The 19,990-nt window shown below is 62.1% G+C and carries 19 protein-coding genes; 14 read left to right on the plus strand and 5 right to left on the minus strand.

Annotated elements, in window-relative coordinates; genetic code table 11:
* Together RAH32_RS18405 and RAH32_RS18410 are read right to left on the minus strand one after the other, a co-directional pair.
* Nucleotides 1–321 (minus strand): hypothetical protein (locus tag RAH32_RS18405; RefSeq protein ID WP_306609892.1); only part of this gene is annotated, 321 nt, incomplete at its 3' end.
* Complete coding sequence (locus RAH32_RS18410; protein WP_306609893.1) at nt 302–880, minus strand: DNA mobilization endonuclease VirD1/MobC family subunit; 579 nt, start codon at nt 878–880, stop codon at nt 302–304. The genes RAH32_RS18410 and RAH32_RS18405, both read right to left, overlap by 20 nt.
* 461 nt (nt 881–1,341) lie before the next feature.
* Here RAH32_RS18410 and RAH32_RS18415 point away from each other — a divergent pair, with 461 nt between their 5' ends.
* Nucleotides 1,342–2,751 (plus strand): IS4 family transposase, encoded by a 1,410-nt coding sequence (locus tag RAH32_RS18415; RefSeq protein WP_306609894.1) that lies wholly within the window; start codon nt 1,342–1,344, stop codon nt 2,749–2,751.
* Between the two features lie 167 nt (nt 2,752–2,918).
* Complete coding sequence (locus tag RAH32_RS18420; protein ID WP_306609895.1) at nt 2,919–3,143, plus strand: integrase core domain-containing protein; 225 nt, start codon at nt 2,919–2,921, stop codon at nt 3,141–3,143.
* A 50-nt stretch (nt 3,144–3,193) separates the two neighbouring features.
* On the opposite strand, the gene RAH32_RS18425 is transcribed toward RAH32_RS18420, so the two are convergent.
* A complete protein-coding gene (locus tag RAH32_RS18425; RefSeq protein ID WP_306609896.1) occupies nt 3,194–3,871 on the minus strand; it encodes a FadR/GntR family transcriptional regulator in 678 nt (225 codons plus the stop codon).
* 217 nt (nt 3,872–4,088) lie between these two features.
* On the opposite strand from RAH32_RS18425, the gene RAH32_RS18430 reads away from it, so the two are divergent.
* The 8 genes from RAH32_RS18430 to RAH32_RS18465 all read left to right on the plus strand — a co-directional run bounded on the left by RAH32_RS18430 (nt 4,089) and on the right by RAH32_RS18465 (nt 11,904).
* Nucleotides 4,089–5,078, plus strand: a complete 990-nt coding sequence (locus RAH32_RS18430; protein ID WP_306609897.1) for an ABC transporter substrate-binding protein — start codon at nt 4,089–4,091, stop codon at nt 5,076–5,078.
* Nucleotides 5,079–5,088: 10 nt separating this feature from the next.
* Nucleotides 5,089–5,904 (plus strand): ABC transporter permease, encoded by an 816-nt coding sequence (locus RAH32_RS18435; protein ID WP_306609898.1) that lies wholly within the window; start codon nt 5,089–5,091, stop codon nt 5,902–5,904.
* Nucleotide 5,905: 1 nt separating this feature from the next.
* Nucleotides 5,906–6,715 (plus strand): ABC transporter ATP-binding protein, encoded by an 810-nt coding sequence (locus RAH32_RS18440; RefSeq protein WP_306609899.1) that lies wholly within the window; start codon nt 5,906–5,908, stop codon nt 6,713–6,715.
* Between the two features lie 6 nt (nt 6,716–6,721).
* Nucleotides 6,722–7,474, plus strand: coding sequence for an ABC transporter permease (locus RAH32_RS18445; protein WP_306609900.1), 753 nt, complete (start codon nt 6,722–6,724; stop codon nt 7,472–7,474).
* 17 nt (nt 7,475–7,491) lie between these two features.
* A complete protein-coding gene (locus tag RAH32_RS18450) occupies nt 7,492–8,181 on the plus strand; it encodes a fumarylacetoacetate hydrolase family protein (RefSeq protein ID WP_306609930.1) in 690 nt (229 codons plus the stop codon).
* Between the two features lie 51 nt (nt 8,182–8,232).
* Nucleotides 8,233–9,057, plus strand: coding sequence for a sulfite exporter TauE/SafE family protein (locus tag RAH32_RS18455; protein ID WP_306609901.1), 825 nt, complete (start codon nt 8,233–8,235; stop codon nt 9,055–9,057).
* 200 nt (nt 9,058–9,257) lie between these two features.
* A complete protein-coding gene (locus tag RAH32_RS18460; RefSeq protein ID WP_306609902.1) occupies nt 9,258–11,480 on the plus strand; it encodes an NADP-dependent isocitrate dehydrogenase in 2,223 nt (740 codons plus the stop codon).
* Nucleotides 11,481–11,556: 76 nt separating this feature from the next.
* Nucleotides 11,557–11,904, plus strand: a complete 348-nt coding sequence (locus RAH32_RS18465) for a hypothetical protein (RefSeq protein ID WP_306609903.1) — start codon at nt 11,557–11,559, stop codon at nt 11,902–11,904.
* A gap of 107 nt (nt 11,905–12,011) precedes the next feature.
* Here the strand turns inward: RAH32_RS18465 and RAH32_RS18470 are convergent, their stop codons facing one another.
* A complete protein-coding gene (locus tag RAH32_RS18470; protein ID WP_306609904.1) occupies nt 12,012–12,146 on the minus strand; it encodes a hypothetical protein in 135 nt (44 codons plus the stop codon).
* 164 nt (nt 12,147–12,310) lie between these two features.
* Nucleotides 12,311–13,027, minus strand: a complete 717-nt coding sequence (locus tag RAH32_RS18475; protein ID WP_306609905.1) for a class I SAM-dependent methyltransferase — start codon at nt 13,025–13,027, stop codon at nt 12,311–12,313.
* A gap of 596 nt (nt 13,028–13,623) precedes the next feature.
* Between RAH32_RS18475 and repA the strand changes: the two genes are divergently transcribed.
* The 4 genes from repA (at nt 13,624) to RAH32_RS18495 (ending at nt 19,901) form a co-directional block, all read left to right on the plus strand.
* The gene (gene repA, locus RAH32_RS18480; RefSeq protein WP_306609906.1) at nt 13,624–14,832 is read left to right on the plus strand and encodes a plasmid partitioning protein RepA; all 1,209 of its coding nucleotides are present in this window, start codon (nt 13,624–13,626) and stop codon (nt 14,830–14,832) included.
* Entirely contained in the window at nt 14,829–15,878 is a 1,050-nt protein-coding gene (gene repB / locus RAH32_RS18485; protein ID WP_306609907.1) for a plasmid partitioning protein RepB, read from the plus strand. Before repA ends, repB begins: the two co-directional genes overlap by 4 nt.
* 246 nt (nt 15,879–16,124) lie before the next feature.
* Nucleotides 16,125–17,237: a plasmid replication protein RepC gene (repC, locus tag RAH32_RS18490; protein ID WP_306609908.1), complete on the plus strand. Its 1,113-nt coding sequence runs from the start codon at nt 16,125–16,127 to the stop codon at nt 17,235–17,237.
* 2,439 nt (nt 17,238–19,676) lie between these two features.
* Entirely contained in the window at nt 19,677–19,901 is a 225-nt protein-coding gene (locus RAH32_RS18495; RefSeq protein ID WP_306609909.1) for a hypothetical protein, read from the plus strand.
* Nucleotides 19,902–19,990 lie beyond the last annotated feature (89 nt).

Below are 19,990 nucleotides of genomic sequence, written 5' to 3' on the forward strand. Positions count from 1 at the left end.
CTGCTCGGCCGTCAGCCCCTCCGCGTCGGGATCAAGCCCGATGGTGTTGCCGAACACGGCCTCGGACTTCGTGAAGAGATACCGGAGCTGCGCCTGGAGCCGGATCGGCGTTTGCGTGCCGCCCCGCGCGATCTTCTTCAGCACTGCGGCGTTCGAGCCCTGGCCCACCCGCCAGAGATTGCGTGCCCGCGCCGAGAAGGACGACCCTCCTGACCCGGAGCGTCGCCCCTTCGTCTTGCCGAACCCGCTGTCGCGCGGCACCCGGCCACCGGCGCGGCGCAGCCGGATCTCGCCGATCAGATCATCCGAGAGGCTCGCCATGCTCCGCCTCCTTCCATGCCATAAAGAGCCGGATGCCGCGCCGGCGCTGCTCGTCCACCACTGCCCGCAGATCGGCGCGCATCTCCGGCAGGGTCTGGCGCAAGGCACTGAGTGCCGCCCAGTGCTCGTGGCTCGGATCGATCCGGCCCTGGCCTGCCGCAAGGGCAATCGCATTCACGCTGACGCCGATCTCGTGCAGCTCGGCCCGGATCGCCTCGAGGCCGCCCACCGTTGCCGGATCCGCCTCAAGCATGCCCGAGGCGGCCCGCACCAAGGCCCGCAGAGCGTCCGAGTTCGAACCAAAGCCATGACGCGCCTTCAGCGCTTCGAGGGCCTCACCCTCGGCAGGCGAAAGCCGCGCGGAGACGGACTTGCCCTCCGTGGTGGCCGTCTCCCGGCTGCGGCGGGACCGGCCCGGGCGGGTCTTGCTGATCTGTTTGCCAGAACCGTGCTGTGACGCGGGCGAGAGCCGCTTGCCGCCGGGGGCGCACTGGGTCTGCGGGGGTCGAGGGCGTGTCTCGAAGGGCCATCGGGCACTCCATTCCACAAGTGTAGACATTGAGCATTTCCTGCCATCTCTACACCCCCCACCATGCCATATTTCAGGGGATCTGTCACGGGTTTTGTCCCGGCAGTCCGAGAGGTCCGTCGTTCCTCCTTTGAGGACCCCGCGGCGCCTCAGAGCACGAGCAGCCCTTGTCTACCGGACGGCCAAGCTGGCCCATACCAACCCGACACCCCGGGCCGATGGGAGCCCCCTGCCGAGGCCGCGGCTCATGATCGCGCTCCTCCTCTAAGGGGTCAGCTGCCTGAGGACCAGAGACTTTACTTACATCCGTGTCGCAATCGGTTTTTGCTATCTGGCCGTCATCCTGGATGCCTGCAGCCGCAAGGACATAGGGTATGCGCTGTCGCGGCCTTGCAGTTACCCACAAATGTCTTTGGCCCTGAGAGAGGTCTTGATCCTGAGGAGTCTGCCGTGATTCCTTGTCTGGCACCTTCAGTCAAACAGGTGCGGATATGGGGCAGAGTTGGGTGGACGCGGAAACGGCCGGCTGTGATTTGGGAGACGAACGGCTGAACCGGCGGCTTGGAGCAATGCTTGAGGCGCTCGGGCAACGACCGGGCAAATCGTTGCCCACGGCCTTTCAGGACTGGTCGAACACCAAGGCCGCCTACCGCCTCTTCTCCAATGGCAATGTCAGTGAAGACAAGATCATGGAGGGTCATTTCGCGGCCTCCGCATTGCGGATCAGGGCCACCGATGGCCCAATCCTGATCCTGCAGGACACCACGGAATTCTCCTTCAAGCGCTCGGCGCCGGAGAAGATCGGCTTCACGAAGATATCGACCGGCCGCAAGCTGGAGGAAGGGCGTTACCAGAAGCATGCGGTCTGCGGCTTGCTGATGCATGCCAGCCTGGCGGTCACCCCCGACGGCCTGCCGCTCGGCTTGACCGCTGCCAAGTTCTGGTCGCGGTCCAAGTTCAAGGGGACCGCCGCGCTCAAGCGTCGGATCAATCCGACCCGGGTTCCGATCGAGCAAAAGGAAAGCATGCGCTGGCTCGACAATCTACGCCTGTCTACCAAACGGGCTGGAGCGCCCGAGCGCTGCGTGCATATCGGCGATCGGGAAAGCGATATTTACGAACTCTACTGTCTGGCCGAAGAACTCGGGACTGGCTTTCTGGTGCGCAGTTGCGTTGGCCGCCTGGCAGAGGACGGCAATACGACCATCTCCAGGGTGATGGCTCAGATCCAAGCCAGCGGCACCCACGAGATCGGGTTCCGGGATGCACAGGGTCAGGCCCATCGCGCGGTGCTGACAATCCGGCATGCTACGATGACCGTCCGCCCGCCGATCGGCAAGCAGCGGAAATACCAACACCAGACCCTTCAGATCATCCATGCCGAGGAGCTTGATCCGCCGGAAGGGCGCCCGCCCGTCTTCTGGAAACTGATCACGAACCTGCCGGTGGAAAGTCATGCGCAGGCCGTGCACAAGCTCGAATGGTATGCGCTGCGCTGGAAAATCGAGACTTTCTTCAGAACCCTGAAGACCGGCTGCCGGATCGAGGATATCCGCCTCGCCACCGCCGATCGCCTGGCCAATTGCATCGCCCTGTGCTGCATCGTGGCCTGGCGTGTGTCATGGCTGACGATGCTCAGTCGCGGCACGCAACGCGCAACGCCAGCAGCCGTCTTCACCGAAGCCGAACGGGGCTTGCTCGAACGTGCAACGCCGGACCGAAAACGCGACGATCCGCGTGACCTCCACTTCTATGTCAGAGCGATTGCCCGTCTCGGGGGATATCTCGACCGTGCAGCCGATCCACCACCAGGCACGACCGTCATCTGGCGCGGCTTCGCACGCCTCGCTGATCTCGTTGAAGGCGCACGCATCGTAACCAACCCAGGCATTTGTGGGTAACTGCAAGTGTCGCGGCACCTGGATACGGAACTGGCGCTTGCTGCCTTGCACGCGGCCGTTATGAGCAGAAACCCTCCGAAGGGCTGCATCCATCATACGGACAGGGCTGCCAATACGCCTCTCAGCGCTATCGTGTTGCTCTTGAGGCTGCGGGCTTGTGCGGCTCGATGAGCAGTGCCGGCAACCCCTATCACAATGCGCAGGCCGAGAGCTTCATGAAGACCCTAAAAGTGGAGGAGGTCTACCGGGCCGGATACGAGACCTTCGCCGATGTGGCCGCCCGCTGGCCGATGTTCATCGAGCAGATTTTCAACTCGAAAAGACTGCACTCGGCCCTCGGCTACCAAACCCCCGAAGGGTTCGAAACCCTGTTCGCCCAGAAGGCGGCTTAGTTCAGATGGTGCGATGTGGTCCAGCCCGAGGGGTTCACTCCAAGCATCACTCAATACCCAAGGCTGTCCCGCAGGTTCTGCTCCACGGACCGGAGATGCGTCCTCATCGCATCTGCCGCTGCTTGACCGTCGCGTGTTGCAATGGCTTCCACGATGCGGTCATGCTGCTCGAAGCTGTGGTGGTCGCGTGGAGGCCTGCCCGGGTTGTCGCGGCGACGGCCCCAGGTCACGGCGCGGCGCACGGTCGTCATCGTGTCGAGCAAGCCAAGCAGCAGGGAATTCTGCGTCGCTTCGCCCACGGCACGGTGGAGGCGATTGTCATGATGCTCGTACTGACGCCATGTCGGTGCCTGACGGCATTTCTGGGCGCAGGCGCGCAGTTCGTTGATCTGCGCGCCGGTGGCATTCACGGCGGCGAGACGCGCGATTTCCGGTTCAAAGGCGAGGCGTGCCGCCATGACTTCGGTCGGATTGGTGCGCAAGACAAGCGCGTTGATGTCGCTTACCCTGTCAATTGGCCGTTCGCCCATGAATGTGCCTTTGCCGACATGGCGCCACACGACCCCTTCCCCTTGCAGGGTTGCAAGCGCCTTGCGCAGCACTGTGCGGCCCATGTCCAGGGTTTCTGCCAATTCCCGTTCAGGGGGCAGGCGGCCGTCGTCGCCGAGATCGGCGCCTTCAAGATAAGCGCGCAGTTTGTCGAGAGGCGACACCGAGATCTGCTGCATGTTCAAACCAATCATAATATTGGTTCATAATCGAACGTTGCGTTGACGATGTCAACTCATGCAGCTTCCCCGAATGTATGGGTTAATATGCTGATTGCCAACTTTAATATTTAAAGCCGCGGGAACGATCTCAAAAAACCATTGATCCAACATCCATATCAATGCAGCATTGGTTTGCAATGGGCTTGGAGGAGCCCGATCTTGGGGAGGAAAAAAGATGGGAATTCTTGCTGACATGACGCAGTCGCGAGCCGTTGTTTCCGCTCTGGCCCTGGCCCTGGCCATTCCAGCAGCAGCGTCCGCCGATCCGATGCGCGTCGCCTTCGGCGACATCGCCACCGTCGAAACCCTTGGGCTGCTCATCGCGATGGAGCGCGCGAAGGAACAGGGCGTCGAGATCGAGACGACCTTTCTGAAAAGCGAGGACATCGCCGCGCAGGCGGTCGTCAGCGGCCAGGCGGACATCGGCATCGGCGGGCCTTACGCGCTGCTGCAGAAGGTCAAGGCGCCGATCAGGATCTTCCTGCAACTGAGCGAATTGCAGATGTATCCGGTGGTCAATACCGAATTCTATGATGAATGGGCCGACCTGGACGGTCAGGAGATCGCCGTCCATTCGCGCGGCTCGGGAACCGAGGCGATCATGCAGATGATGGCCGACAAGCACGGCATCAAGTATTCCAGCGTCGCCTATGTCCCGGGGGCCGAGGTGCGGACCGGCGCGCTGCTGCAAGGCAACGTCAAGGCCACCATCGTCGACTCCTCGGGCAAGCGGGTTCTCGAGGCCGAGGCGCCCGACGAGTTCACCTTCCTGCCGCTGGACGGTGTCGAGGCGACCGACGAGGCGATGTTCGCCAACACGGAGTACCTTGCCGAAAACCCCGAGGACGTCGCCAAACTTGTCGAGGCCGTCGTGACGACCTGGCGTCAGATCGCCGCCGATCCCACGGTCGTCGCCAAGCTGCGCGAGCAGTACAACCTGTTGCCCGACGCCACGCCCGAGATGGTGGCCGAGATCGAGCCGTACTACTCGGGCATGAAGGATGCCCTTCCCATGAACGGCGGCGGAGAAGAGGCCGCGCGCAGCGACTTTGCCTTCTACACCGCGTCGGGCGCACTCGAAGGCAATCCCGAGGACCTGAAGGTCGAGGATTTCTGGGATCTGACCGCCCTGAACGGCGTACTCGGCAAGATCGGAACTCAGTGAAATGAGCGTCATGTCACAGGATGTGAAGGTGGTGGCCCCGGCGGCCACCACGAGAGAGGCACTGCGCCTGTTCGCCGAACGGCGCCGGTCCTTCTGGGTGGTTCTGTCGCTTGCGGTCCTTTTCACGACATGGGAGATCGCCGGCCGCATCCCGATCAGCTTTGCCTTCCCCACCTTCCTCGACACGCTTGCGGCGTTCTTCGAGATGGTCGGGGACGGGACGATGATCCGGGCGTTCTTCCTGACGCTGCAGCCGCTGGTTCTGGGTGTTGCCGTCTCGGCGCTGCTGGGGATCACGCTGGGCATCGTCATGGGCCTGTCGGACAGGGTGGAATGGCTTCTTGCCCCTGTCTTCATCGTCTTGCAGGCCGCGCCCATGGCCGCGTTGGTGCCGCTGGTGACCTTTGTCTATGGCATCGGTCTTGTGGCCAAGACGCTGGCCGTCATCATGCTGGCGCTGCCCGTGATCGTTCTGAACTCCTACAAGGCGGTGCGGCATGTGAACCCCTCGCTGGTGGACATGTGCCGGTCGTTCCAGGGCACGCGGCGCCAGCAGATCTTCAAGATCATCATTCCCGACGCGGCGCCTGTTCTTTTCGCGGGCTTGCGCCTGGGCGTGGCTGCAGGCTTCATCGGCGTCATGCTGGCCGAACTGCTGATCACCCCCACGGGGATCGGCGACCTGATCACATACCACCGTTCCGTCGCGAACTATGCGCATATGTATGCGGCCGTCGCCGCCATCATCGCGGCGTCCACCGTGACGCTGGCCCTGCTGCAGTGGTTCGAGACCAATGTCATGCGCCCCGAAAAGAGGAGGAGCTGAAATGACCGTCAACGCACTTGCGAAGGAAGATTTCGATCCCGCCAGCGTCGTCACCCATGATCCCGTCGTCCGGGTCGAGGCGATCTCCAAGCACTATGGCAGCGTGGAGGCGTTGCGCAGCATCGACCTGCAATTCGAACGGGGCAAGCTGACGACGCTGCTGGGCCCCTCGGGCTGCGGCAAGACCACGCTTCTGAAGATCATCGCAGGCCTGGTGCCGGCGACCTCGGGGCAGATCATCGTGAACGGCCGCGCCGTCACCGGGCCGGGGCCGGAACGCGCCTTCGTCTTCCAGGACTTCGCGCTGATGCCTTGGGCCACGGTCCTGCGCAACGTGGGCTTCGGGCTGGAACTGAAAGGCATGGCCGCGGCCGAGCGCAACCGCATCGCCCGGCGCTATATCGAGGAGGTCGGGCTTCAGGGCTTCGAGGACAAGTATCCCCACGAGCTGTCGGGGGGCATGCGCCAGCGGGTCGGCATCGCCCGCGCCTTTGCGGTGAATGCCGACGTGCTGCTGCTGGACGAGCCCTTCTCGGCCGTGGACGAGCAGAACCGCCGCAAGTTCCAGGAGGATCTGCTGCGCCTGGTCGAGATGGAGCGCAAGACCTTCATCTTCGTCACGCACTCGATCGAGGAAGCGGTCTATGTCTCGGACCGGATCGTGCTGCTGTCCCCGCGGCCGGGCCGGGTGTCGAACATCATCGACCCCAGGATCGACCGCACCGCCAATCCCGACGACATCCGGCGCGATCCAGGCTATCTCGACGTGGTCGAGGAGATCTGGCAGGGCCTGCGCCATTATGCGGAGTGACCGGCCATGACCCTGTTCGGTTACCGCATTCCCATGATGGCCTCGCTGATCGTCTGGGCCTTGATCTGGGAAATCGTCGGCCAGCTTGACGTGATCTTCCTGATCCCGCCGATGAGCGCGATCATCGCCGCAGGCTTCGACCTGGTGCAGACCAACTCCTGGCAGAACGCCACGCTTGTCACGATCCGGTCCTTCGTGATCGGCATGGCCCTGGCGATCGGCATCGGCGTGCCGCTGGGCGTGATGATGGGCCGGGTGAAGATCATCGACAACATCTTCGGCCTGTGGGTGAACATCTTCGTCAGCGCGCCGCTGTCGGCTCTGGTGCCGGTGCTGATGATCCTGTTCGGGATGGGCGAGGCGACGATCGTGGTGACGGTCTTCTTGTTCGCCGTCTGGATCATCGTCCTGGATGCCCGCGCGGGCGTCATGCAGGTGCCGGCATCGCTGGTGGACATGGCGCGATCCTATGGCGCGTCGCAGGCCACGATCATGCGCAAGATCATCCTGGTCTCGGCGCTGCCCGAGATCCTTGCCGGGATCCGCATCGGGGTGATCCGGGGGGTCAAGGGGGTCGTCATTGGCCAGATCCTTGTCGCCGTGATCGGATACGGCGAACTGTTCGAACTGTATTCCCGCAGCTTCGACATGGAACGGTTCTGGGCCCTTACGATAGTTCTCTTCGCCGCGGCAATGGTGCTGTCGGCGATCGTGGAAAACGCAGAAAAACGCATCGAATACTACGCAGGAGCGAGATGATGAACGAGATGACCAAGATGGCGGACTATGTCTTCGTGCCCGAGCCCATCCCCACGATCCCGGTGGCCGGCAGCGACAAGCTGTTCCCCGTGCGCCGCATCTATTGCGTGGGCCGGAACTTCGCGGACCATGCCATCGAGATGGGCCACGATCCGAATAAAGAGCCGCCCTTCTTCTTCCAGAAGAACCCCGACTCGATCGTCCCGCCCGGCAAGGACTTTCCCTATCCGACCGAGACCAGCGACGTACATCACGAGATCGAACTGGTCGTGGCGCTCAAGTCCGGTGGCACCGACATCCCGCTGGACAAGGCCCTGGACTGCGTCTTCGGCTATGGCGTGGGTCTCGACATGACCCGGCGCGACCTGCAGGGACAGGCCAAGAAGATGGGCCGCCCCTGGGAGACCGGCAAATCCTTCGAGGCCTCGGCGCCCTGCTCGGCCATCCATCCCGTGTCCGAGGTCGGTCATCCCACGCAGGGCGCGATCCGGGTCGAGGTCAATGGAGAGCCGCGCCAGGAAGGCGACCTGAACCAGATGATCTGGAAGGTGCCGGAAATGATCTCCTACCTGTCGCGCCTGTTCGAACTGCGCCCCGGCGACGTGATCTTCGCAGGCACCCCGGCGGGCGTGGGTGCCGTGGTCCGGGGCGACGTGATGACCGGCCATGTCGAGGGCGTGGACAGCATCACCGTCAAGGTGGTCTGACATCCCCGTCGCGGCCCCTTCGGGGGCCGCTTCTTCCCGCCGGAGAGCGCAATGCCCCTGTCTTTGACCCTCGTGACCACCTTCACCTTCGTGCTTGCCGTCAGCGGCTGCATCTCTGGCTTCCTTGCCGGGCTTCTCGGCGTCGGGGGCGGCATCATCATCGTGCCGGTGCTCTATCATGTGCTTGCGGCCTTTGATGTGGACATGGCGTTGCGCGCGCATATCGCCGTCGGCACCTCGCTGGCGACGATCATCCCGACCTCTCTCCAGTCGATCCGCACGCATCGCGCCAAGGGCGCCGTGGATGCTACGCTGCTGCGCTTCTGGGCTCCTTTTGTGGGTCTAGGCGTTCTTGTCGGAGTCCTGATCGCGCGCTTTGCGCCTGGCACCTTGCTGACCGCCGTCTTCGGCATGGTTGCCGCAATCGTCGCCGCCTACATGCTGTTCACACGCGAAGGCTGGCATCCCTTCGCGGCCCTGCCGGCCAAGCCGGTGCAGGCCGGTATGGCTGGCGGGATCGGCACCCTGTCGACGCTGATGGGCATCGGAGGTGGCACGCTGACCGTCCCGGTCCTCAGCGTCTTCAGCTATCCCGTGCGCCGTGCCGTAGGGACTGCTTCGGTCGTGGGGCTGATCATCGCGCTGCCGGGAACGCTGGGCTACATCTTCAACGGCTTCGGCCGCGAGGGCCTGCCGCCGCTGTCGCTGGGTTATGTGAACCTCGCGGCTCTGCTGGCGATCGTCGTGACCAGCATGTGGTTCGCGCCCATGGGTGCCCGTGCGGCTCATACGATCGCACCGTCGCACCTGCGCAAGGCGTTCGGGATCTTTCTGGCGAGCACATCCATCAAGATGCTTGCAGACGTCTTGCCGTAAGGTCCAGGACGTCAGCATGGCTTCCCTCGGCATCCTCTTTTCCACACGGCCCGCGCTGCGGGCCGATCCACGGTCCTGCGTCCGGGTGACAACGCTCGCTCATAACTTCCGTGCGGCGACACTCAGGAACTGACGCCGCCCTTATCCTCTGCTAAGGCCGGGACACGCTGGTATCAACGTAAGCAAGACAGGTTCAAGACATGGCTGATCTGCCCAACCCCGACATCATCTACACCAAGGTCGACGAAGCCCCGCAGATTGCCTCGGCCTCGCTTCTGCCGATCATCCGCGCCTTCGCCTCGGCTGCCGGAGTGACGGTGGGAACCCGCGACATCTCGCTGGCCGGGCGGATCAAAGCTGCCTTTCCCGAACGCCTGACCGCCGAACAGCGCCAGTCCGACGACCTGGCCGAACTGGGCGAACTCGTGAAAACGCCCGAGGCCAATGTGATCAAGCTGCCCAACATCAGCGCCTCGGTCCCGCAGCTTGTGGCGGCGGTGAAGGAACTGCAGTCGCAGGGCCATGACATTCCCGACTATCCCGAGGAGCCGGCCACGGAGGAGGAAAAGGCGATCCGTGCCCGTTTCGACGCCATCAAGGGATCGGCCGTGAACCCGGTGCTGCGCGAAGGAAACTCGGACCGGCGTGCCGCCGTGGCGGTCAAGAACTATGCCAAGGCCAACCCGCATTCGATGGGGAAATGGTCCGCCGACAGCAAGACCTGCGTGTCCACCATGGCCGGCAATGATTTCCGCTCGAACGAGATTTCGGCCACCTTGTCCGGCGAACAGGCTGGAAAGGCGCGCATCGAACTGGTGGCGGGTGACGGTTCGGTCACCGTTCTGAAGGACGGCGTGACCTATCCGGCGGGCAGCGTGGTGGATGCCACCTTCATGTCGGCCAAGGCGCTGGATTCGTTCCTCGCCGAACAGATCGAGGCCTCGAAGCGCGATGGCGTCCTGTTCTCGATCCACCTGAAGGCCACGATGATGAAGGTCTCGGACCCGATTATCTTCGGCCATGCGGTGAAGCAGTTCCTGAAGCCGGTGTTCGACAAGCATGGCGCGGCGCTGGAGGCGGCGGGCGTGGACCCGAACTCGGGCCTCGGCACCCTGCTGGAACGGGTGGCCGCCATGCCCGAGGGCAAGGACATCCTGGCCGACATCGACGCCGTCATGGCTGACCGTCCACCGATGTACATGGTGAACTCGGACAAGGGCATCAGCAACCTGCATGTCCCCTCGGACGTCATCATCGACGCCTCGATCCCGGCGCTGCTGCGCGCAGGTGGCAAGGGTTGGGGCCCGGACGGGAAGGCCGCGGACACCAACTGCGTGATCCCCGACAGCTCCTATGCGGCGGTCTACGAGGAGTCGGTGCGTTATTTCAAGGAGACCGGCGCGCTGGACCCGTCCACGGCAGGCACGGTGCAGAACGTCGGCCTGATGGCGCAGAAGGCCGAGGAATACGGCTCGCACCCGACCACCTTCGAGATCCCGCATGACGGGACGGTGCGGATCGTGCTGGCCAATGGCGACGTGCTGCACCAGCACAAGGTCGAGGCGGGCGACATCTGGCGCGCGGCCTCGACCCGGCAGGCACCGATCGAGGACTGGGTGAAACTGGCGATCTCGCGCCAGAAGGCCGAGGGCTGCCAGGCGATCTTCTGGCTGGACGAGACCCGCGCCCATGACGCAGAGCTGATCAGGTACGTCAAGCCGATCCTGGAAGCCGAGGGCGTGTCGGACAGGTTCCGGATCCTTGCCCCGCGCGAGGCGACGCGCCTGACGCTGGAAACCATCCGCAAGGGCGAGAACTCCATCGCCATCACCGGCAACGTGCTGCGCGACTATCTGACCGACCTGTTCCCGATCCTGGAGTTGGGAACGAGCGCCAAGATGCTGTCCATCGTGAAGCTGATGAACGGCGGCGGCCTGTTCGAGACGGGGGCAGGGGGATCGGCGCCCAAGCACGTCCAGCAGATCATGGAGGAAAACCACTTTCGCTGGGATTCGCTGGGCGAGTTCTGCGCCCTGGGGGAAAGCCTGAAGTTCCTGGCCGAGGCCAAAGGCAATGCGAAGGCCCGCGTCCTGGGCGAGGCGGTGGACGTGGCGACCCAGGGGGTGCTTGACAACAACCGTTCGCCCTTGCCCAAGGTCGGCCAGACCGACAACCGCGACAGCCACTTCTATTTCGCGCTCTACTGGGCGCAGGCCCTGGCCGAGCAGAAGGGCGATGCCGAACTGGCCCGTCACTTCGCCCCGATCGCGAAGGCCCTGGTCGAAAACGAGTCCACGATCGTAGCCGAACTGGCGGAAGGGCAGGGCAAGCCGGCCGACCTGGGCGGCTATTACCACACCGACCCCGCCAAGGTTGAGGCCGTGATGCGGCCCTCGGCCACCTTCAACCGGATCATCGGCTGAAGCGGGACGCAACCCGCAGGCGCGCAGGTCGATGCGACATAAGGAAAAGCCATCGTCCGCTTGAAGCGGGCGATGGATGCGAAGGCACGAGCGGCCGGTCAGGCATCCGAACGCCGAGGTTCAAGGGCGGGTCGAGGCCACCCGCCGCGCGCGGGAAGCATTGGCCCCGGACGGCACCCTGATGCTGGTCGAGCCTGCGGCATCGGACCGGGTCGAGGAGAACCTGAACCCGATCGGCCGGATCTATCATACCGGTTCCACCTGGCTGTGTTGCGCTCATGCGATCTGGGAAAAGGGAACGCATGTCCTAGGCGCACAGGCTGGCGAGGCTCGGCTGGCACAGGTTTGCCGCGATGCGGGCTTTTCCCGTGTCCGCAAGGCGACGCAGACGCCCTTCAAGCTGATCCTTGAAGCGCGTCCCTGACCGCCGCAGCCATCAGTGTCCCGGCGCGACGTCCTTGTCACGGCGCGCCGGGCAGTCGGGGGATGCGTCGGCCCTGCAACGCCCAGGGCCAGGCCCGCGATGACCGTTCAGGCCTTGGTGATCACGATCTCTTCATATTCGGACGGCAGGCGGAGAGTACCGTCCCTTGCATCGTTGAAGCGGGCCATGAGGGAAAGCAGGTCGTGCTCGAAGGCCTGCTGCCCTGGCGCGTCAAGCGCCAAGAAAGCCTTGTGGATGGGACCATAGAAGCGGCGGAACTCATCCAGGAAGTCCTGCGCAGAAGCATAGCGGAAAACGAAGGACTTCAGCGTGAAGTTGAGCGAGGTGGCTGTCGGGCCGAACGTCTACTCGATCCAGGCGCGGTCCCCCCAGCGGGACGGCGGCTTCAGACCGGCAGGCGGAGGAAGATGGCGCCCCAACGTTCGGAACACCTCGCCCATGAAGCTGTCGGGGGTCCAGTTGGCCAGCCCGAGCCGGCCGCCGGGGCGACAGACGCGCAGCATCTCGGCCGCAGCGCGGTCCTGGTCGGGGCGAACATCACCCCGAAGGTCGAGGCGACCGCATCGAAGCTGCCATCCGCAAAGGGCAGCGCCTCGGCATCCGCCACCTGGAAGGCAAGCGGCAGGCCCTCTGCCTCGGCGCGCCGCTGCCCGCGTTCAAGGAGGGCGGGCACATAGTCGGTGGACACCACCGCCGCGCCCCGGCGTGCAAGGGCCAATGACACATTGCCGTTCCCGGCAGCAACGTCGAGACGCACATGTATCTCGAGGAGATCGAAGCTGCGATGAGCCGGGTCTCGATCTACATGGCGGTCGGCACCTCGGGTGAAGTCTACCCCGCTGCAGGCTTCGTCAAGGTCGCGAAGAAACGCAGGGCGCGGCGGATCGAGTTCAATCTCTCCCGCACCAGTGTCAGCAACCACTTTAGCGAAGAGCGACGGGGTCCGGCCAGCCAGACTGTTCCTGCCTTGTGGATGCCCTGCTGCGGGACCAGGCAGTCGAAGTCTCGCTGTAAGCGCTTCCAGTCTCGACCCTTGCTTTCCAGGGTCTAGACTGATCGCGGATATGAATGATGAGTTTGGGCGCCCAGGAGAGAACCGCATGGGCTCGGCGCGCTCCAGCTCGGCACCAGCAAAGGCTCTAGCGAGACCCTCCTCTGCCTCGCCCTGCCTTCTCGTTCAGGTGGCGACATGGCGCTGCGCCGCCAGATGGTCGCTGGACACCCTCCAAAGCATTGTCAGCCTTCGAGAGGGTCGTGATCCCCGCATCCTAGATCGCGCGGGTCGCTCGCTGCACGTCCGCTTCCTGCCCGGTGTGCTTGACAGCCCGAAGCTCGAGTCGGTGGGGCTGTCGGTCTCGCCGGACAAGGATGTGAGTCGCAGAACGGATGATGGATTACGTGCATTCTCCTCCAGAGGCTGTAGGCAATGTCACACTTGAAGATCCCTTCCCATTGAATGATGATGTTTTATCCATTAGATTCAAGCATCTGAACGGAATGCTCATGGTCAGGCGCTAACTCACTGCGTTGGCAATTCACAAACTGATGCAGAAAATGATTGCCGAAAAATATGTTGCGTGGCACCAGTCAAGTTAATGGGGGCATCTTCAATTGACGCACGAAACCTGTCAATCGGCCGTTTACCCCCTCAAGATGTTGAGATGAACCCTACTCAGGGACCGTTTTAGGGCACGTAGTATGAACGACATGAGCCTTTCTCAAGAGCGTCGCGCCATCGATGCCGTGCGAATCACGTCCTTCGCCGACAACTTGGCTGACTCGCTCGACCGGCAAATGAAGAACGCCTACAAACCCGAAGGCAGTAAGACCCTCAGGCTCTTCTCGGCCCGCGAGATGTGCGACCTCACCGGCATCTCCCCCTCCAACCTCCGCATCAGGAGCAATGAAGACCCAGAGTTCCCTCCGGCGAAGGTCGATGCCCGCGGCTACCGCTGGTATTCCGCCGAGGATATGGACGGTATCCGGGATCACATGTTCCGGACCGGCAAGAACGCTTCAAGCTTTCGGCCCGGCCGAAGGGAACCGTCGGACCGGCTTCAGGTCCTGAGCGTGGTCAATTTTAAAGGGGGTTCGGGCAAAAGCACCACGGCGATACACCTTGCCCAGAGGTATGCACTCAGAGGTTACAGAGTTCTGGCTGTTGATCTCGATCCCCAGGCTTCCTTAACGACACTGTTCGGCTATAGGCCCGAACTCGAGTTTCAGGAAAGCGGAACGATCTACGACGCCTTGCGCTACGACGATGACCAGGTTTCGATCGAGGAGGTCATCCTCAAGACCTACTTCCACAATCTCGACCTCGTGCCCGCCGGTCTTGTTCTGTCGGAATACGAGACGACCACGGCCTATGCGCTCCAGAAGCGTGTCACGCCCGGTTTCGAGGAGCGGCTTGCCATTCAGCTGGACGTCGTCCAGGATCAATATGACCTCGTGATCATCGACTGCCCGCCGCAGCTGGGCTTTCTGACGCTGTCCGCCCTGGCAGCGTCTACGGCTCTCGTGGTGACGGTGGTCCCCAGCATGCTCGACATCGCTTCCATGTCCCAGTTCCTCAAGATGTCTGGCGAGCTCGTCCAGACCATCGAGAAGCATAGTGGAATGCCGGTGAGCTGGGACTTCGTCAAATTCCTCCTTACCCGCTACGAGCCTTCCGACGGTCCTCAAACTCAGATGGCCTCCTACCTCCGCGCCATCCTGGGCGGAGAGGTGCTGGTCGAGCCGATGCTGAAGTCCACGGCAATCAGCGATGCCGGTATGACGCAGCAGACGGTCTACGAGGTTGAACCTTCAAACTTCGTCAAGAAGACGCTCGATCGCGCCGTTCAGAGCGCGAACGCTGTCGGTGACGAGATTGAGGGCCTGATCCAAAAAGCCTGGGGGCGATGATGGGACGCAAGAACATCCTCGATCTCGCGATCGAACAGGCCTCCCCTGATCCTGCCAACGCCTCGCCTGCCTCCCGCGAGACAGGGGCTCCTGCCATCACCTCCCTGCGCGAGTCTATGCGCTCGGTTTCAGCCAACGCTATCCGAGAGCTGGACCCCGCCCATATCGATCAGGGCGGTGTGAAAGACCGGATGGAGTTTGATCCCGAAAGTATCCGGAAGCTGGCTGAGAGCATACGCGACCACGGCCAGCAAGTGCCGATCTTGGTGCGTCCGATCAGGGGCCGTATGAACCGGTTCTCGATCGTATATGGTCGCAGGCGCCTCGCTGCCATCCGCTCTCTTGGGCCGGGGTTCACCGTCAAGGCGATCATCAGAAGCCTTGAGGACGAAGCAGCAATCATTGCCCAAGGCCAAGAAAACAACCTCCGGGTTGACCCCTCTTTCATAGAGAAGGCCATGTTCGTCCTGGCGCTGCGTGAGGGGTCCTTCTCCACCAAGGTGATCCAGGACGCGCTCGGGATCGACGCGGCCGCAGTCTCGCGCATGGTAACCGTGGCCGAAAACATCCCTGAGGCGGTTTTGGCCGCTGTAGGCCCTGCCCCCGACGTGGGTCGCCGGCCCTGGACTGAACTGGCATTGTTGGCCCGTGATCACGCTGTCGATCTGGCAGCCCTTCTCGACTTTACCGGTCCAAACTGGACGTCCTTGACCAGCAACGCCCGGTTTGCCCATCTGCTGGAACTTGCTCGGGCAAAAGGTCCAGACAACTTTAAGAGATCAGCCCAAGTTTCTGGTAATGAACAGATTTCATCTATGGCATCTGGTGAAGAAAAACAGATTGCCCGTGGGCAATCCGGTCCTCCTCCTCGGCGTTTCGATATCGGAGGACGCCATATCGGAAACATGAAGAGGAGCCACAGGCTACTGTCCTTGAATATCTCCCTTCATCATCAGCCTGAATTCGGCCAGTGGCTCGAAGAGAACGCAGACGACGCCGTCCGCCTTCTTCACGAACAGTGGCAGAAAAACCGGGGCGAGGGCTGAGCCCCTCCCCTTCTGTCAACCCGAACAAGAAAGGAGAGCAACGGAGACCGTAAAAAAGAAGAGCCCCCCGAAGTATCCCCCCGGAGAGCCCTGATCTGTAGATTCGCACCCTCAGGTCTATTCCCTCTCCTCCGATCCGTCAAGAACAACCGATTCGGTTGACGGAATAACTTTGCCCACGTTTCCGTGAGGAAGCGGCCAGGGATCGGATACGTATGGGGCTGCGGTCGCCCAAGCGATAGGACCATGACATATGTGAAAGCAATCACGCCGATGCACGCATCGGCGATCGGCTCCCCCTTGTCTGCGCGTAAGGACATGGACGTCTGGGCCGCATTCAGGGTGGTTCGAGAAGCAGCCGCCTCGATCGGGATCAAGAGCGAAGTAATTCGCACCCTGGAGACAATGGTCGGGTTCTTGAGGCCCGGAAAGGGCCACACCTGCTTCGCCTCCAACCGGGAGCTTCAGCGGCGCCTGGGAGGTTTAAGCGAGAAGACAATTCGCCGCCACGCCGCCCGCCTGATCGATGCCGGACTGGTGCGGCGCACGGACAGCCCCAACAGGAAGCGCTTCTCCACCCGCAATCCTGTCGACGGGTCGCTGGAAGCTTTTGGGTTCGACCTCAGTCCCATGATCTTAGGGATTGAGAGATGGACCTCCCTGCTGTCCGCCCATCGGGAGGAAGAAGCCCTCAAGCGCCACCTTCGGACGTTGATCCTTGCCCGCCTTGCAGAGGCCGATGCCCGCAGGCAAGTTGACGTCGACACAGCCGAAATCCGGAAGGCACTACGACGCAAGCATGACTCGAGGGATCTTCAGTCGATCCTAAGAGACCTTGACGCTCACTTGCTGTCAGAGGATTGTTCGAATGACCCCGAGGCCCCTGCCCTGCTGGCAGAAGATCTGGCCGTCGCTGGCGGTCAGAATGACCGTCACCAATCAATGTCCCAAACAGAAGACCTTGATAAGAAGCCGGCACTGGCAGACGAAGATATCCGATCGCAAACCGAGAGTACGCAGTGCAACGAAGCAAGATTGCTGGAGAAGATAGAGACCACCTGCAGCGAAGCCATGTGTTTTGCTACGCAACCGCTCCGTGACTGGGGCGACGTGTCGAAGCACGCTGAGATGATCGCGCCCATGATCGGGATCGACAGAAGCCTGTTGGAAGTTGCCCGAGTACAATTTGGAGAGCGAGCTTCAGCCATCAGCATTCTAATCATGGTACAGCTGCACGGCCGTGTCCGAAACATGCGCGCATACTATCAAAGCCTGGTGGCCGGCAAGCGACGATCCAGCTTCGACCCGATAGCGCTGCTCGACCGGATGTCGCGCCATACGCGATGTTCCATCTCTTGACCCATGTGCTCGGCTGCTCGCGTCTCCCAAAACGGGACATAGCCGTTCCGCAGTTGCCGAACAGGCACGCTCGAAAAGGTTGAAACCGCTTTGGAAACACCGGAGTATCATAACGGCCATCCGGCAGCATTTCACCGTGCTCACCCCCGTACAGGGAGATCAGGCTCCGGCGCCCTGACACGCTCACTCAAATAGAACCGGAGGTAATCGGCTTCAGCCACGTTCTCCAGTGTCTGCGCCTCAACCGGCAATTCCCCGTCCCGGAGATCGCAAGAGCGACATTCGCCGACGACGGAACATGACGGCGCCCCGTGTCATCTGCGTCCAGTCGGAAGTCTATATAGGCCCCGAAGCTAAATGTGCCTGGTGGCCCTCATCCGGTCTTGGGACTTGTGTCGGTCTGTCAGGTGGCCTTCTGGCATCGGCATATTTCTCCGGACAATGACTTGCCCGCGGGCAGACTGTTAACTTCCCAGAAAACAAGCCTCTGAAACGGTGCAGGCGCTCATTGTGTGGTCGTCCGCCTGGCTGACCATCCACTAATGACACTCCGCGAGCCGACAATCCCCACAGCTGCGTCCGGCAAGGTGGTAGTCTGCCTGTGATCTGCAGCACGTCGTAGTGGAGAACGTGGCCAACAGTTTGCCCGCGGGCAAATTGCGTTCGAGATCGACACTTCCTGCACCGAAACGAAATTAGCGTAGTTGCCGGGCGGGACCGCGGCTGACAGGCCAAATGTAGCCTCGGAGATCCGGCTGCGCGCCTCGCCGAGCTAACGCCGCCTGGCAGAGACGGTGTTCCATTGAGTACAGAAACAAACAGTCAGCCGGGATGCGCCCGACGACAGCCCTGGTGACCATCTTGGCTACCGCCTTCCGAAAATTGCTCATGGGCCATGTCGCTTGGTTGTTCCTACTTGTGATGTCGCCACATTCCGTGATGAACCAATTAGCTGATGCGGGGAATTGCAGGTCATTAGGCTCACCATTAAACTTCGACTTCTATTCATCTTGCCCGCGGGCAAACTGTTCGGCGAGACTGTAGGCTTCACGATAATCCGGGGTGCCTGATCCCATGACCGCTTCAGCTGCGCCGGACCTGCGGACGACAACACGCGCTGTTCCCGGTTTTTCTCATGGCGGCTTGGTTCAGTGACGGCTTATCACGCAGGCGCGGGGGGCGTCGGTCTGCGAACGCAGATCAAGCTTAGAACCCTGCCAGGGCAGTTCATGTCGGAGCAGGGACAGGAATTGCGGGACCGGAGACCGTTGCTCCGGGCGTAAAGCGTCCTACGTGATGCCGAAGTCCGGGATCCACGATTGCTTTGCAGGGTTCTGACCCTTCGCACATGGCGAGATCAGCGGCCGCCTGGATCTCGTGGGAAGCGGGTTGATGATCCCGTTCAGGTCCCGCAACCCCGTGACTGCTTTCGAGCGCCTGTCCGGGACCTCAGGCAAACCTTGAGCGGAGATCGCAACCGAGCATCAGTGGAAAGCCAAGCGCTCTCTCGGTCATTAGTAGGCCGCTCTTGGTCGAACTGAGGATCGTCATTGCTAATCAGGCAACGTGCGCTGCTAAGTCGGCCACGTTCTTGCAGTGCGAGACGTGAGACAGGAGCTGAGGTCACCTTCAATGCATGCGATGCGGAGCGGAAGGCCACCGTTCTACTTGGTGGGAATTCCCACTACACCTTGAACGCGGGCAACCTGCAAACAACGTTCGCCGCGATCGACAGCGGCAGTTGAGGGAGGAGGGGGCATTTCCCCTTGCTGACCCAACGCAGGCCGACCTCATGCAGGCAGCCCCATTGGCTGCGGTTTTCTCTCCTAGAATGCTCTAAGCGACTGCTTAAGCCCCTCGCTCACGGCGGCCCGCTGGTCTCGAACATAGTGAGGTCTAGAGACGGGCCATTGTTGCCACCCAAATGTCCAGGGTGAACTGATCCTCACCGGACTCGGTTTTATCGGAAATCTTGCGCACCTTGTCTGCCAGGACGTCGAAGACCTCGACGCGCCGAGCGAGTTCCATATACGCGTCGTGCAGGGTTCAGTCAGGGGTCGCTGCCTGAAGAGCGGCGACCGTGCCTGGATCAAGCTGGTTCAGCAGCGCACCGGCAGTGTCGGCGATCGAAACTATACTGGCCGGCCGGTTACGGAGCCACCAACGAAAGAGGGCAGGGGAGCAGCAGAAGGGGCCGGGAGGAGAGCACGCATTGCAGAACCTCACGTCCAAAACCAGGCTGGTATTCAAGGCTGCCACGGAAACCGACACCCACGAAGCATGCTCGGCTTTCCAGCAATTGCGAGGCTTTCGCGTGCCGAAGGCGGTAGGAGCAGCGATGCAATGCCGTCGCAGGAGCGCTTTTCGTCCTAGACCACTTCCTGAAAGGAAGGTTGTCCACAAGTGGGCGATGTGGAGCAAGACACCGGGAGGGCTCGGATGAAGGGTCTCGTCGTTCTGCTCATCATCCTCTCGCAGCCAGCCTATGCCGCCTGGTATATACGCCAGTGCGCCGCGACTGTCAGGGACCGGCACGGCATCCGCATCGAGGAGGCCATGAAAATCTGCGCGGGCTCCCAGGCTAAACGAGGTGAACGTCGTCGGTGCGTCATCGACAAGGTCAAAAATCAAGGCATGACACTCTTGCCTGAACGGTCCGCGTAGATCGGATCAGTGGCTGCGGGATCCCGGTAGAACACCGGCTTGATCGACAGCCGTTGAGCCTCCACAGGCCTGGCGCGCGCCGTCTTCCA

Origin of the sequence: Paracoccus yibinensis, assembly GCF_030846195.1 — a bacterium.
In the GTDB taxonomy this organism is placed as follows: domain Bacteria; phylum Pseudomonadota; class Alphaproteobacteria; order Rhodobacterales; family Rhodobacteraceae; genus Paracoccus; species Paracoccus yibinensis.